The sequence below is a fragment of the Pseudoroseomonas sp. WGS1072 genome (assembly GCF_049340465.1).
In the GTDB taxonomy this organism is placed as follows: Bacteria; Pseudomonadota; Alphaproteobacteria; order Acetobacterales; family Acetobacteraceae; genus Pseudoroseomonas.
The window spans coordinates 3,375,464-3,388,726 of record NZ_JBMPSU010000001.1; the positions used below are offsets into that span (position 1 = coordinate 3,375,464).

The following is a 13,263-nucleotide window of genomic DNA, read 5'->3' on the forward strand; positions in this document are numbered from 1 at the left end:
GGCCTGATCCGCCGTGACGCCCTCTTGACGAGGGCGGCGGCGCCGCCCAAGCGTGCCTTCATGCTCGACAAGACCCTCTCGCCCGCCAGCTTCGAACAGCGCATCTATGAAGGCTGGGAAGCCTCGGGCGCCTTCGGCGCCGATCCCGGCAGCGCGGCGCCGCCCTTCACCATCATGATCCCGCCGCCCAACGTGACGGGCAGCCTGCATATCGGCCATGCGCTGACCTTCACGATCCAGGACATCCTGGTCCGCTGGCGGCGCATGCAGGGCCGCGACACCCTGTGGCAGCCGGGCACCGACCATGCCGGGATCGCCACACAGATGGTCGTGGAGCGGCTTCTGGCAGGGCAGGGGGTCGACCGCCGGGAGATCGGTCGCGACCGCTTCCTGGACCATGTCTGGGAATGGAAGGGGCAGTCCGGCGGCAATATCACCCGCCAGCTTCGCCGCCTCGGCGCCAGTCTGGACTGGCCGCGCGAGCGCTTCACCATGGATGCCGGGCTTTCCGATGCGGTGCGGAAGGTCTTCGTCACCCTGCACCGGCAGGGGCTGATCTATCGCGACCGACGGCTGGTCAACTGGGATCCGAAGTTTCAGACCGCGATCTCCGACCTGGAGGTCGAGAGCCGCGAGGTGAAGGGGAGCCTCTGGCACCTCCGCTATCCCATCGAGGGCGAGCCCGGCCGCTTCATCACGGTGGCCACGACCCGGCCGGAAACCATGCTGGGCGATACGGCCGTGGCGGTGCATCCGGAGGATGCGCGCTTCCGCGATCTCGTCGGCCGCCACGCCATCCTGCCCCTGGTCGGCCGCCGCATCCCGATCGTCGCGGATGAGTATTCCGACCCCGAGAAGGGATCGGGCGCGGTGAAGATCACGCCCGCGCATGACTTCAACGATTTCGCCGTGGGCAAGCGGCACGGCCTGCCGCTGCCTTCCGTGCTCGATGCCGATGGCAGGATCACCGTGGAGGAGATCGAGGGCGATCTCGCGGCGGTCGAGAACCTGGCCGATCCGGGCTTCGTCCGCGGACTCGCGGGCCAGGACCGCTTCGTCGCGCGGAAGGCCATCGTGGCCGAGCTGGAGCGCCTGGAGTTGGTCGCCGCCATCGAGCCGCATCTCCACGCGGTGCCGCACGGCGACCGGTCGGGCGTCCCGATCGAGCCGCGGCTGACGCTGCAATGGTATTGCGATGCGGCGACCCTGGCGCAGCCGGCGATCAAGGCTGTCGAGAGCGGCCAGACGGTTTTCGTGCCGCGGCACTTCGAGAACGTCTTCTTCAGCTGGATGCGGGACATCCAGCCCTGGTGCGTCAGCCGGCAGCTGTGGTGGGGGCACCAGATCCCGGCCTGGTACGCGCCGGACGGCAGCACCTTCGTCGCCGAGACGGAGGAGGAGGCCCTGGAGGAGGCCCGCGCGAAGCTCGGGCCCGAGGTGACGCTGCAACGCGACCCCGATGTGCTGGACACCTGGTTCAGCTCCGCCCTCTGGCCCTTCAGCACCCTCGGCTGGCCGCAGCAGACGCCGGAGCTGGCCAAGTACTATCCCGGCGACGTGCTGGTCACGGGCTGGGACATCATCTTCTTCTGGGTCGCCCGGATGATGATGATGGGGCACCACTTCATGGGCGATGTGCCCTTCCGCACGGTCTACATCCATGGCCTCGTCCGCGACGAGAAGGGCCAGAAGATGTCGAAGTCGAAAGGCAACGTCATCGACCCGCTCGAGCTGGTGGAGAAGTACGGCACCGATGCGCTGCGCTTCACCATCGCCTCGCTCGCGACACCTGGCCGCGACGTCAAGCTCGGCCCGAAGCGGGTGGAGGACTACCGCAGCTTCGGCACCAAGCTCTGGAACGCCGCCCGCTTCTGCGAGATGAACGGCATCGGCCCCGATCCGGCCTTCGACCCCGCTACGGTCACCACGCCGCTGGGCCGCTGGCTGCTGAGCACCGCCGATGCCGCCGTGGCCGAGGCGACCGCCGCCCTGGAGGCCTTCCGCACGGATGACTATGCCTCGGCCTGCTACCGCTTCGTCTGGGGCAGCTTCTGCGACTGGTTCCTGGAGTTCGCCAAGCCGGCCCTGAACGGACCCGACGGGCCGGAGAAGACCGAGATCAAGGGCGTCGCGCAGCATGTGCTGGGCCTGATCCTGAAGCTTCTGCATCCGGTCATGCCTTATGTGACCGAGGAACTGTGGGACCGCTTCGGCTACGGCCCCGACTATAGCCTGATCCGGCAGGAATGGCCGCGTCCGGCCGTGGTGGCCGGGGCGGAGGCGGCGAAGGCGGAGCTCGACTGGGTCATCCGCCTGATCACCGAGGTCCGCGGCGTGCGGGCCGAGATGAACGTGCCGCCCTCGGTCACCGTGCCGTTGCTGGTCTCCGGCGCCTCGGCGGCGACCCTGTCGCGCGCGGATCGTTGGCTCGACGTCATACGCCGGCTGGCCAGGGCCACGGAGATCCGGCCGCTGGAGGGGGAGGCGCCCAGGGGCGTCGCGCAGATCGTGGTCGATGAGGCGACCATCCTGCTGCCCCTGGCCGATGTCATCGATATCGCCGCCGAGCGGGGCCGCCTCGCCAAGGAGAGGGCCCGTCTGGAAGGCGACGCTGACAAGGTCGCGGCGAAGCTGGCGAACCAGGATTTCGTCTCGCGCGCCAAGCCCGAGGTGGTGGAGGAGAACCGCGAGCGACTGGCCACGGCGAAGGCCGAGATTGCCCGGCTGGACGCGGCCCTGGCCCGCATAGGAGACTGAGACGGCGCGGCCGCCAGGGAGGCCCCGGCTTCGCGGACTTCCCTGGACCATGCCGGAAGGGGATGTCCCCCTGCACCGCCGGACTACCGATAAGTCTCTGATAAACCTATCGGGGTTTGAGACCGCAGTTGCCACGGAAAGACGGCTGCGCGATACCTCGCAGGGGATGAAACGGAAGGAAGGCGCTGCACATGGCTGAGAATATCTGGGACAAGTCGCGCCTGCCGAGCCGCCATGTCACCGTGGGTCCGGAGCGGGCGCCGCACCGTTCCTACTATTACGCCATGGGAATGACCGAGGAGGAGATCGCCCAGCCGCTGGTGGGCGTGGCGACCTGCTGGAACGAGGCCGCCCCCTGCAACATCGCGCTCAGCCGCCAGGCGCAGAGCGTCAAGACGGGGGTCAAGGAGGGCAGGGGCACACCGCGCGAGTTCACCACCATCACGGTGACGGACGGCATCGCCATGGGCCACCAGGGGATGAAATCCTCCCTGGCGAGCCGGGACGCCATCGCCGACACGGTGGAATTGACGATTCGCGGCCACTGCTATGACGCGCTGGTCGGCCTGGCGGGATGCGACAAGTCGTTGCCCGGCATGATGATGGCCATGCTGCGCCTCAATGTTCCCAGCGTCTTCATGTATGGCGGCTCCATCCTTCCCGGGCGCTTCAAGGACCGCGACGTGACCGTTGTGGATGTCTTCGAGGCGGTCGGGCAGCATGCGGCGGGCAACATGTCGGACGAGGACCTCCATGCCCTGGAGTGCGTCGCCTGCCCTTCCGCCGGGGCCTGTGGCGGCCAGTTCACCGCCAACACCATGGCCACCGTCTCGGAGGCCATCGGGCTGGCGCTGCCGGGCTCGGCGGGGGCGCCCGCGCCTTACGAGGAGCGCGATCGCTGGGCGGTGGAATCCGGCAAGGCGGTCATGGAGCTTCTGCGGCGCAATATCCGCCCCCGCGATATCGTGACGCTGAAGGCGCTCGAGAACGCCGCGGTGGTGGTGGGCGCCACGGGGGGGTCAACCAATGCGGGGCTGCATCTGCCTGCCATCGCCCATGAGGCCGGCATCCGCTTCACCCTGGACGACGTGGCCGCCATCATGCGCCGCACCCCCTACATCGCCGACCTGAAGCCGGGCGGGAAGTATGTCGCCCTCGACGTCCATCGCGTCGGCGGCATTCCGGTGATTATCAAGGCCCTGCTGGATGCCGGCCTGCTGCACGGCGATTGCCTGACGGTGACCGGCAGGACGCTCGCGGAGAACCATGCCGACGTCGTCTTCCCGACCGATCAGGACGTCATCCACCCGGTGTCGCGCGCCATCACGCCCACCGGCGGCGTGGTCGGGCTGAAGGGCAACCTCGCGCCGGAGGGCGCGATCGTGAAGGTCGCCGGCATGAAGAGCCAACGCTTCGAAGGGACAGCCCTGTGCTTCGACTGCGAGGAGGACGCCTTCAAGGCTGTGGACCAGCGGGCCTATAAGGCCGGCGACGTGATCGTCATCCGCTACGAAGGCCCCAAGGGCGGGCCGGGGATGCGCGAGATGCTCTCCACCACCGCCGCCATCTATGGCCAGGGCATGGGAGAGGCGGTCGCCCTCATTACCGACGGTCGCTTCTCGGGGGCCACGCGCGGCTTCTGCGTCGGCCATGTCGGCCCGGAGGCGGCGGTGGGCGGGCCCATCGCGCTGCTTCGCGATGGCGATCCCATCGTCATCGACGCCGAGAAGGGCAGCATCGACGTGCTGATCTCCGAGGACGAGATGGCCCGGCGGAAGGCCGCCTGGACGCCGCGGGGCACCGACTACAATTCCGGAGCCTTGTGGAAATACGCGCAGATGGTGGGACCGGCGCACCTTGGCGCGGTAACCCATCCGGGCGGGGCGGCGGAAACGCACAGCTACCCGGATCTTTGAAATCGCCGGAGCGGCAGTCGATGGCAGGCGGGCGAGATTTCAGGGCGACAAGGGCGGGAGGCCTGGTCCTCCTGCTCGCCGTGCTGGGCGGATGCACCATACAGCCGGTGATCAATCTGCCCCCGCCGCCCCTCTACTACGAATATTACGAGCCGCTTCCGGCGCCCCATATCCCGCCATACCCACCCAACGAGCGGCGCTATCCGATGGGCGTCCAGCCGGAGAATGCCATCCGATGATGGCTTCGCCCTAGCCGATCTCCAGGACGAGGGGGGTGTGGTCGGAGGGCTGTTCCTGCGCCCTTGGCCCGACATCGACCCAGACCCTGCCGACTTTCTCCATGAGGTCGGGCGAGAGCATGGCGTGGTCGATCCTCAGCCCCCTGTTCCCCTCGAAGGCGGGGCCGTAGTCCCAGTAGGTATAGAGCCGCTCACCCGGATGCAGCGCCCGAAGGGCGTCGGTCATCCCGAGGTACTCCAGAGCGCGAAAGGCCTGGCGCGTCTCGGGCCGGACCAGGGCGTCGCTGGCGGGCAGGGCGCCCGGCGCCAGGTCCAGTTCGGTCGGGCAGACATTGAAGTCACCGAGAATGGCGAAGGGCAGGAAGGCATCGAGCCGCGCCCTGGCCAGGGCGCGGAGCCGCTCCATCCAGCGCAGCTTGTAGGCATAGCCCTCTGCCCCGCCGGAATTGCCATTGGGCAGGTAGATCCCCGCCAGGCGGAGCCCTTCCACCGCGACCTCGAGATAGCGGGCATGGCTGTCCTCCTCGCCCGGCAGGCTCTCGCCGAGAATTTCGAAGGGCAGGCGGCTCAGGATGGCGACCCCGTTGCGGCCCCCGGTCTGCCCCACCGCATGGCTCCGGTAGCCCGCCTCCTCGAACGCCGCCGCGGGGAACTCATGCGTCTGGCACTTCAGTTCCTGAAGAAACACCAGGTCGGGCCGGACCGCTTCCAGAAAGCGCAGCACATGCGGCACCCGCTTGCGGACCGAATTCACGTTGAAGCTGGCGAGCAGCACCGGGCGGGCCGCTCAACCCAGCGAGAAGGAAACGCCGCAGCCGCAGCCGGAGGCCGCCTGCGGGTTGCTCACCACGAAATGCGCGCCGATCAGTTCATCGGCCCAGTCCAGTTGCGCCCCCCGCAGCAGATCGAGGCTCACGGGATCGATCGCGACACGCCGCCCGGCATCCTCGAGGACGAGGTCGTCCGCCGCCACCGCGTCATCCAGCGCGAAGGAGTACTGGAAGCCGGAGCAGCCGCCGGCCAGCACGGCAAGGCGCAGCACGGCGCCGGGGCGACCTTCGCGCGCGGCAATCGCCCCCACCTCCTGGAAGGCGCGGGGCGTCACGCTGAACGGGGCGGTGGTGGCAGTACCGTCGGGCATGATCGTCATCTCCTGGTGGCCAACATAAGACGGGAAGGCTTGGTTTCCAACGATCCAGGGCGGCGGCGTTGCAGCGGAGCGGGGGGGCTGGTAAGCCGCCGCCCTCATGACCGATCTCGCGCCCTATGCCGTGCGTGCGGAAACCTCCCGGGGCCGGTTGCATCCGGAGCCCGCCGGGGGGGTGCGCTCGCCCTACCAGCGCGACCGGGACCGGATCATCCACAGCGCCGCCTTCCGGCGCCTGCAGTACAAGACCCAGGTCTTCATCTACCACGAGGGCGACGCCTTCCGCACCCGGCTGACGCACAGCATCGAGGTCGCGCAGATCGCCCGCTCCATCGCCCGCAGGCTCAGGCTGGATGAGGATCTGGCGGAGGCCCTGGCTCTGGCCCACGATCTCGGCCACCCCCCCTTCGGCCATGCGGGGGAGGAGGCGTTGAACGGCCTGATGCGGCCCTATGGCGGCTTCGACCACAATGCCCAGAGTCTCAAATCGGTCACCATGGTCGAGAAGCGCTATGCGGAGTTCGACGGCCTCAACCTGACCTGGGAGACGCTGGAGGGGCTGGCCAAGCACAATGGCCCGATCGTCCGGCCCTCCAGCTTCATGGCCGAGTACGACCGCCTGCACCCGCTCGACCTGTCGAGCCATGCCTCGCTGGAGGCCCAGGTCGCCGCCCTGGCGGACGACATCGCCTACAACAATCACGATCTGGACGACGGGCTGCGGGCCGGGCTCTTCACCCTCGACGAAATGGCCGCCCTGCCGCTGGTCGGCGAGGCGGTGGCCGAGGTTCGCGCTCTCTATCCGGAGGCGGCGGCCTCCCGGCAGGCGAGCGAATCCATCCGTCGCGTCATCAACGCCATGGTCCAGGACGTGGTGGCGGAGGCGGAGCGCCGGCTGGCGGTCCTGGCCCCGCGCGGCGTCGAGGATGTCCGCGCCGCCGGCCGCCCCATGGTCGCCTTCAGCGCGCCGATGCAGGCCGCCAATCAGACGGTGCGGCAGTTCCTGCGCCAGCGCATGTACCGCCACTGGCGGGTCAACCGCACGACGCAGAAGTCGAAGCGCGTCGTGCAGATGCTGTTCAGCCTGCTGCATGGCGGGCCGGACATGCTGCCGCCCGAATGGCGGCAACGCGCCGGCGCCGCGGGGAGCGCGGACTGTGCCGCCGTGGTCTGCGACTATATCGCGGGCATGACGGACCGCTTCGCCCTCGACGAGCACAGGCGGTTGACCGACCCTAACATTCCCGGCTGATCGGACATCCATGGAACAGAGCCCCGCCCTCTCGCAGGACATCTTCGCCACGCTGCGCCAGGAGGTCCTGGCCTGCCTGCGCCGCATCCTGCCGGACCTGCCGGAGGAGGCGCTGGCCCGCGTCCAGGTCGAGCCGCCGCGGGATGCGAGCCATGGCGACATGGCCACCAACGCCGCCATGGTGGTCGCCAAGCCGGCCCGGATGCCGCCGGCGCAGATCGCCGCCCGCCTGGCCGAAGCCCTGGTGGCCGCAGCGCCGATGGTGTCGGAGGCTGCCCCGGCGGGGCCCGGCTTCGTCAATCTCCGGCTGAAGGAGGGTTACCTCCTGGGTCAGCTGCCCATCATCCTGAACGCCGCCGAGGCCTATGGCGACGGCTCGGCAGGCGGCGGCATCCGCGTCGATGTCGAGTATGTTTCCGCCAATCCCACCGGCCCCATGCATGTCGGCCATTGCCGCGGCGCGGTGGTGGGGGACGCCCTGGCCAACCTGCTCGCCAAGGCCGGCTACGCCGTCACCAAGGAATACTACATCAACGATGCCGGCGCGCAGGTGCAGGCCCTGGCCTATGCCGCCTACTGGCGGTACCTCCAGGCCCTCGGCACCACGCTCGCCGAGGAGGACTACGCGGCCTCCGTCGCTGGCGGGCTGCAGTATCGCGGCGAGTATCTGATCCCGGTCGGGGAGGCGCTGAAGGCCGAGCTGGGCGACGCGCTGGCGCCCGGCGCCATGCCGGCCGATCCGGCCCTCTGGCTCGACCAAGTGAGGGAATTCACCATCGCCCGGATGATGGCGGTGATTCGCGAGGATCTCGACGCGCTGGGCGTCCGGCATGATGTCTTCATCAGCGAGGCGCAGCTGGTCCGGGACGGCGTCGCCGACCGGGCCATCGCGATGCTGGCCGGGAAGGGCCTGGTCTACGAGGGCGTGCTGGAACCGCCCAAGGGCAAGCTGCCAGAGGATTGGGAACCGCGCCCGCAGACGCTGTTCGCCTCCACCCGCTTCGGTGACGACGTCGATCGCCCCCTGCGCAAGTCCGACGGCACCAACACCTATTTCGCCAACGATATCGGAAATCACGCCGACAAGATCGCGCGCGGGATGCAGGAGCTGGTGCAGGTCTGGGGTGCCGACCATGGCGGCTATGTCTCGCGCATGAAGGCGGCCACCAGGGCGCTCTCGGACGGCCGTGTGCCGCTCGACGTGCTGCTCTGCCAGATCGTCAAGGTGGTGAAGGGCGGCGAGCCGGTGCGCATGTCCAAGCGCGCCGGCACCTATATTACCCTGCGTGACCTCATCGACGAGGTGGGGCGTGATGCGGTGCGCTTCACCATGCTGACGCGGAAGTCCGACGCGCAGATGGAGTTCGACCTCGACAAGGTCGTCGAGCAGTCGCGCGAAAATCCGGTCTTCTATGTGCAGTACGCGCATGCGCGCTGCCGCTCCGTGCTGCGGCAGGCGGGTGATCCGGACATCGCGGCCCTGGGCGGGGCGGCTTTCGCCGCGCTGACCGACCCCGCCGAACTGGCGCTGGTCCGCCGCCTCACCACCTGGCCCCGCCTTGTGGAAGCCGCTGCTGCAGCGCGGGAGCCACATAGGATCGCCTTTTATCTCCAAGACTTGGCCAGCGACTTTCATATTTTGTGGAACCGGGGGCGCGATGATGCGACACTCCGTTTCATCCGGGCGGGGGAGCCCGAAGCCACAGGGGCCCGGCTCGCTCTCGTGGCCGCGACGGCCCTGGTGATCCGCTCGGGCCTCAAGGTCATGGGCGTGACGCCGGTCGAGGAGATGCGGTGAGGGAAGTGCAGGTACCGTCCTATCGGGTGCGGGACGTCGCCGAGGATGGCGGCTCCCGCCGCATGATGCTTCTGGCCGGCGGCTTCGCCAGCCTGCTTGCGGTCGGGGGGATCGCGGGCTGGGCATTCAGCCGGTATTCGGACACCACGGTGCCGGTCGTGCAGGCGGATGCGCGGCCCATCAAGATCCGTCCTGATGACCGCGGCGGGCTGCGCGTGGCGAATCAGGACGAGATCATCTTCGAGCGGCGCACGGCCTCCGGGGTCTTCGAGCCGGCCGGCCGCCTGGGACCGGCGGCCGAGGCGCCGAATCTGGATGCCCTCCGCGCCGCCACCGCCCCGCCGCCCGGCGCCTCCACGCCGCCCAGTGTCTCCACGCCGGTGGAGCCCTCTCCCGTGGCGGAGGCCGCGCCCAGTGTCGCGGGGGTGACGGCGGAGGCCCAGGCGCCCGCCGCCACACAGCCCGCGCCGCCGGCGGTGCAGGCCGCGCCCGTGACGCCGCCGGTGGTGGCGACGCCCACTCCTCCAGCGCCGCCGAAGCCGGCGGCTCCCGCCGCGACCGGTAGCGTCGTCGTTCAGCTCGGCGCCCTGGATTCCGAGTCCGGGGCCCGTTCCGAGTGGGAAAGGCTGAGGGGACGCGCGCCGTCGCTCCTCCAGGGCCGTTCGCCGCAGGTGATCCGCTTCGAGCGCGAAGGCAAGCCGACCATGTGGCGCCTGCGCACCGGCGGCTTCGAGAATCGCTCCGCCGCCGGCAGCTTCTGCGAGTCGATCAGAAGTCAGGGCGGCGCCTGTGCCGTCATCGGCGGCTGAGGTTCTTCCGGGTGTCCACGCCGCGCGCTGCCATCATCGGGGTCTCGGGACCCGTCCTGCTGCCGGAGGAGGCCGCGTTGCTGCGGCGCTCCCGGCCGTTTGGAGCCATTCTTTTCGCCCGCAATGTCCGGGACCCGGGGCAGTTGTCGCGCCTGACGGCCGATCTCCGCGAGGAGCTGGGGGCCGAGGCGCCGATCCTGGTGGATCAGGAGGGCGGCCGCGTCGCCCGCCTGCGGCCGCCGCACTGGCCGGACTTTCCACCGGCATCCGCCTTCGAGAGCAGGCCCGCCGAGGCCGCCTGGGCCAATGCCGCGCTGTTGGGGCGTGAGTGTCACGCCGTGGGGCTGGACGTGGTCTGCGCCCCCGTGCTGGACCTGCGCCTGCCGGGAGCCCACGGCATCATCGGCGATCGCGGCTTCTCGGCGGATCCCGCCGAGGTGGCGCGGCTTGGCGAGGCCTGGATCCGCGGCCTGCAGACGGCGGGCACCATCCCCGTCATCAAGCATATCCCCGGCCATGGCCGCGCCCTGGCCGACAGCCATCTGGAGCTGCCCCGGGTCGAGGCCGGTCCGGAGGAGCTCGCGGCGGATATGGCGCCTTTCCGGGCACTGGCCGGAAGCGGCGCCTGGGCCATGACGGCGCACATCCTCTATACCGCGCTGGATGCCTCGCGCCCTGCCACCCTGTCGGGCCGGGTGATCGAGCGGACCATCCGGGGCGATCTGGGCTTCGACGGCGTGCTGATCTCGGACGATCTCGCCATGAAGGCGCTGAGCGGGGCGCTCGATGCGCTGGCGCGCGATGTCCTCGCGGCGGGATGTGATGTGGCTCTGCACTGCACCGGGCAGCTCGACGAGAACGAGGCCGTGCTGGCAGGAAGCGCGCCATTGACCGACAAGGCGCTGGAGCGGGTGAAGGCGGCACGAAACGCCATGATCGCCCGCCGTGACGCGGGCGTGCCGGATCCTGCGGCACTGGCGGAACGCCGCGACGCCCTGCTTCGCGAAACGGCGTGAGCGACTGGCTCCCGGAACTCGCCGTGGCCGTACTGGCCACGGTGCTGGCGATCACCCTGCATGAGGCGGCGCATGGCTACGCGGCGCTGGGCCTGGGTGACGACACGGCGCAGCGTGCCGGGCGGCTGAGCCTGAACCCGCTCCGGCATGTCGACCCGGTAGGGACGCTGCTGCTGCCCGGGCTGCTCCTGCTGGGCCAGTTGCTGACCATCGGCCGGGTCGAGGCCATGTTCGGCTGGGCCAAGCCGGTGCCGGTCGATGTCATGCGGCTGCGCAATCCGCGATATGGCATGGTGCTTGTCGCGGCGGCCGGCCCGGCGATGAATGTCTTCCTGGCATGGTGCGCGGCCATGCTGGCGCACCCGCTGGATTCCCTGCAGGGTGCCCTGCCGCCACAGGCCATGGAGCTGGCCCTGCGGTTCATCGTGCTGTCCATCATGGCGAACCTGCTGCTGGGGCTTTTCAACCTCCTGCCGATTCCTCCCCTGGATGGCGGGCGGATCCTGGTCGGCCTTCTGCCCGCACCTCTGGCCCTGCCGCTGGCCCGGCTGGAGCGGGCCGGACTGCTGATCGTCATGCTGCTGATCTTCGTCCTTCCCCGGATCAGCCCCTCCCTCGATCCCATTGGCTGGATCGTCGATCTCGTCGTGGGGCCCGGCTTCCGGGCCATCCTCTTCCTGGCCGGGCATGGGACATGATGGAACCCGCGCGCGGCGAGAGCCTTCAGCTTCGCCTCGATGGCTTCGAGGGGCCGCTGGATCTGCTGCTGGAACTGGCCAGATCGCAGAAGGTGGACATCGCGCGGATCTCCATCCTGCAACTGGTGGACCAGTATCTGGGCGTCATCGAGGGCGCCCGGCGCGTGCGCCTGGAGATCGCCGCGGACTGGCTGGTCATGGCCGCCTGGCTCGCCTGGCTGAAGTCCCGGCTCCTCCTGCCGGACGAACCGGGTCAGGAGGAGGATGCCGAGGCGCTGGCGGGCCAGCTGGCCGAGCGCCTGGCCGAGCTGGAGCGCATGCGCGCGGCGGCGGGCTGGCTCGGTCGCTGCCCGCAGCTGGGCCAGGACGTCCTGGCGCGCGGCCAGGCGGAGCGCCTGGTGGAAGAGGACCGGAGCGGCCTGCACGCGGATCTTCCCGCCCTGCTGCGCGGCTATGTCGTGGCGCTGCGCCGCGCCGCGGGCCGGCGCCCGTACCAGCCCCGGCCACGGCGTCTCTGGACGGTTCAGGAAGCGCTGGGGCGGCTGGCGCAGCTCATCGGGCACCTGCCCGAATGGGGAGAGTTGCAGCGCTTCCTTCCTGACAGCCTGCGTGATCCGGTGGAACGCCGGGCCGCCCTGGCCTCGACCCTGATCGCCGGCTTGGAAATGGCCCGGGGCGGCGGTATCGAACTGCGTCAGGAAGCGGCCTTCGGCCCCATCCTGGTGCGCCGCCGTGCCGCCCGGCCGCAGGAGGGGCAGGCAAGGCCGGAGGAGGAAGCCCATGGATATGTCGCCGCCGCATGACGCCTCCGGAGATGCCGCCGGGCTGTCCTCCATCGAGCACGCGCTGCGGCTGACGGAAGCCCTGGTCTTCGCCTCCGACCGGCCGGTATCCCCGGCCCGCCTGCAGGAGGTGCTGCCTCCGGGGCTCCGTGCCGATGCCGTGCTAACGCTGCTGGCCTCACGCTACGCGGGGAGGGGCGTGGAGTTGACCGAGGTGGCGGGCGGCTACGCCTTCCGCACCGCTCCCGACCTGGCGCCGCTGCTCACGCGGGTGGTGGAGGTGCCGCGGCGCCTGCCGAGGGTGGCGATGGAGACGCTGGCCATCATCGCCTACCACCAGCCGGTGACGCGGCCCGAGATCGAGGAGATCCGCGGCGCCAGCCTCTCGCAGTCGACGCTGGAGCTTCTGCTGGAGCACGGCCTGATCGCGCCACGCGGGCGCAAGGAGGTGCCCGGCCGGCCAAGCCTCTGGGGCACGACGCCGCGTTTCCTCGAGCATTTCGGGCTGCGTGTGCTCGCGGATCTGCCGCGCCGCGAGGAACTCCTGGCCGGCGAAAACGGGGTGTCACTTCCGGGATTGGGCCGCCCGGCTTGAACCTGGCGCTTCACCGGGCTGGTCCCGCATCCTGTGCGGGCACCCCGCCGCGGGCGCCTGGAGCGGCTCCGCGCGCCTGACGAATTGTATCTGTTCGGGGCGAACCGTTTCGGTGCCAGGTTCCCGGCCTCCTCCCCAGTCAGCGGCTCGACTCCGGGATCGCCCGGACGTGTCGATCGAGCCCGGGCGTGCCTTCGCCTTTCCGCTCGCATCCTCTAGATAAGACGGGTTGGCGGCGGGAAGATGGGCCGCCG

At 69.9% G+C, this 13,263-nt stretch carries 11 protein-coding genes; 9 read left to right on the plus strand and 2 right to left on the minus strand.

What is annotated here, in order from left to right:
• The first annotated feature begins 60 nt into the window (after window positions 1–60).
• A complete protein-coding gene (locus ACF3NH_RS15845; RefSeq protein ID WP_422924065.1) occupies window positions 61–2,757 on the plus strand; it encodes a valine--tRNA ligase in 2,697 nt (898 codons plus the stop codon).
• Between the two features lie 191 nt (window positions 2,758–2,948).
• Window positions 2,949–4,673, plus strand: a complete 1,725-nt coding sequence (ilvD, locus tag ACF3NH_RS15850) for a dihydroxy-acid dehydratase (RefSeq protein WP_422924067.1) — start codon at window positions 2,949–2,951, stop codon at window positions 4,671–4,673.
• Window positions 4,674–4,922: 249 nt separating this feature from the next.
• Here the strand turns inward: ilvD and xth are convergent, their stop codons facing one another.
• Complete coding sequence (gene xth / locus ACF3NH_RS15855; protein WP_422924069.1) at window positions 4,923–5,687, minus strand: exodeoxyribonuclease III; 765 nt, start codon at window positions 5,685–5,687, stop codon at window positions 4,923–4,925.
• A 12-nt stretch (window positions 5,688–5,699) separates the two neighbouring features.
• Window positions 5,700–6,053: a HesB/IscA family protein gene (locus ACF3NH_RS15860; RefSeq protein WP_232476829.1), complete on the minus strand. Its 354-nt coding sequence runs from the start codon at window positions 6,051–6,053 to the stop codon at window positions 5,700–5,702.
• 106 nt (window positions 6,054–6,159) lie between these two features.
• Between ACF3NH_RS15860 and ACF3NH_RS15865 the strand changes: the two genes are divergently transcribed.
• The 7 genes from ACF3NH_RS15865 to scpB are packed head-to-tail and all read left to right on the plus strand — an operon-like array spanning window position 6,160 to window position 13,009.
• The gene (locus ACF3NH_RS15865) at window positions 6,160–7,311 is read left to right on the plus strand and encodes a deoxyguanosinetriphosphate triphosphohydrolase (protein ID WP_198364966.1); all 1,152 of its coding nucleotides are present in this window, start codon (window positions 6,160–6,162) and stop codon (window positions 7,309–7,311) included.
• A gap of 10 nt (window positions 7,312–7,321) precedes the next feature.
• Window positions 7,322–9,109, plus strand: coding sequence for an arginine--tRNA ligase (gene argS, locus ACF3NH_RS15870; RefSeq protein ID WP_422924071.1), 1,788 nt, complete (start codon window positions 7,322–7,324; stop codon window positions 9,107–9,109).
• Window positions 9,106–9,918, plus strand: a complete 813-nt coding sequence (locus tag ACF3NH_RS15875) for an SPOR domain-containing protein (RefSeq protein ID WP_422924073.1) — start codon at window positions 9,106–9,108, stop codon at window positions 9,916–9,918. Before argS ends, ACF3NH_RS15875 begins: the two co-directional genes overlap by 4 nt.
• A gap of 11 nt (window positions 9,919–9,929) precedes the next feature.
• Window positions 9,930–10,934 carry a beta-N-acetylhexosaminidase gene (nagZ, locus tag ACF3NH_RS15880; protein WP_198364963.1) on the plus strand — a complete coding sequence of 335 codons (1,005 nt, stop codon included), beginning with the start codon at window positions 9,930–9,932 and terminating at the stop codon, window positions 10,932–10,934.
• Window positions 10,931–11,632 (plus strand): site-2 protease family protein, encoded by a 702-nt coding sequence (locus tag ACF3NH_RS15885; RefSeq protein WP_422924075.1) that lies wholly within the window; start codon window positions 10,931–10,933, stop codon window positions 11,630–11,632. The genes nagZ and ACF3NH_RS15885 overlap by 4 nt, the downstream gene beginning before the upstream one ends.
• Window positions 11,629–12,435 carry a segregation and condensation protein A gene (locus tag ACF3NH_RS15890; protein WP_422924077.1) on the plus strand — a complete coding sequence of 269 codons (807 nt, stop codon included), beginning with the start codon at window positions 11,629–11,631 and terminating at the stop codon, window positions 12,433–12,435. Before ACF3NH_RS15885 ends, ACF3NH_RS15890 begins: the two co-directional genes overlap by 4 nt.
• Entirely contained in the window at window positions 12,419–13,009 is a 591-nt protein-coding gene (scpB, locus tag ACF3NH_RS15895; protein WP_232476883.1) for an SMC-Scp complex subunit ScpB, read from the plus strand. The genes ACF3NH_RS15890 and scpB overlap by 17 nt, the downstream gene beginning before the upstream one ends.
• Window positions 13,010–13,263: the final 254 nt, after the last annotated feature.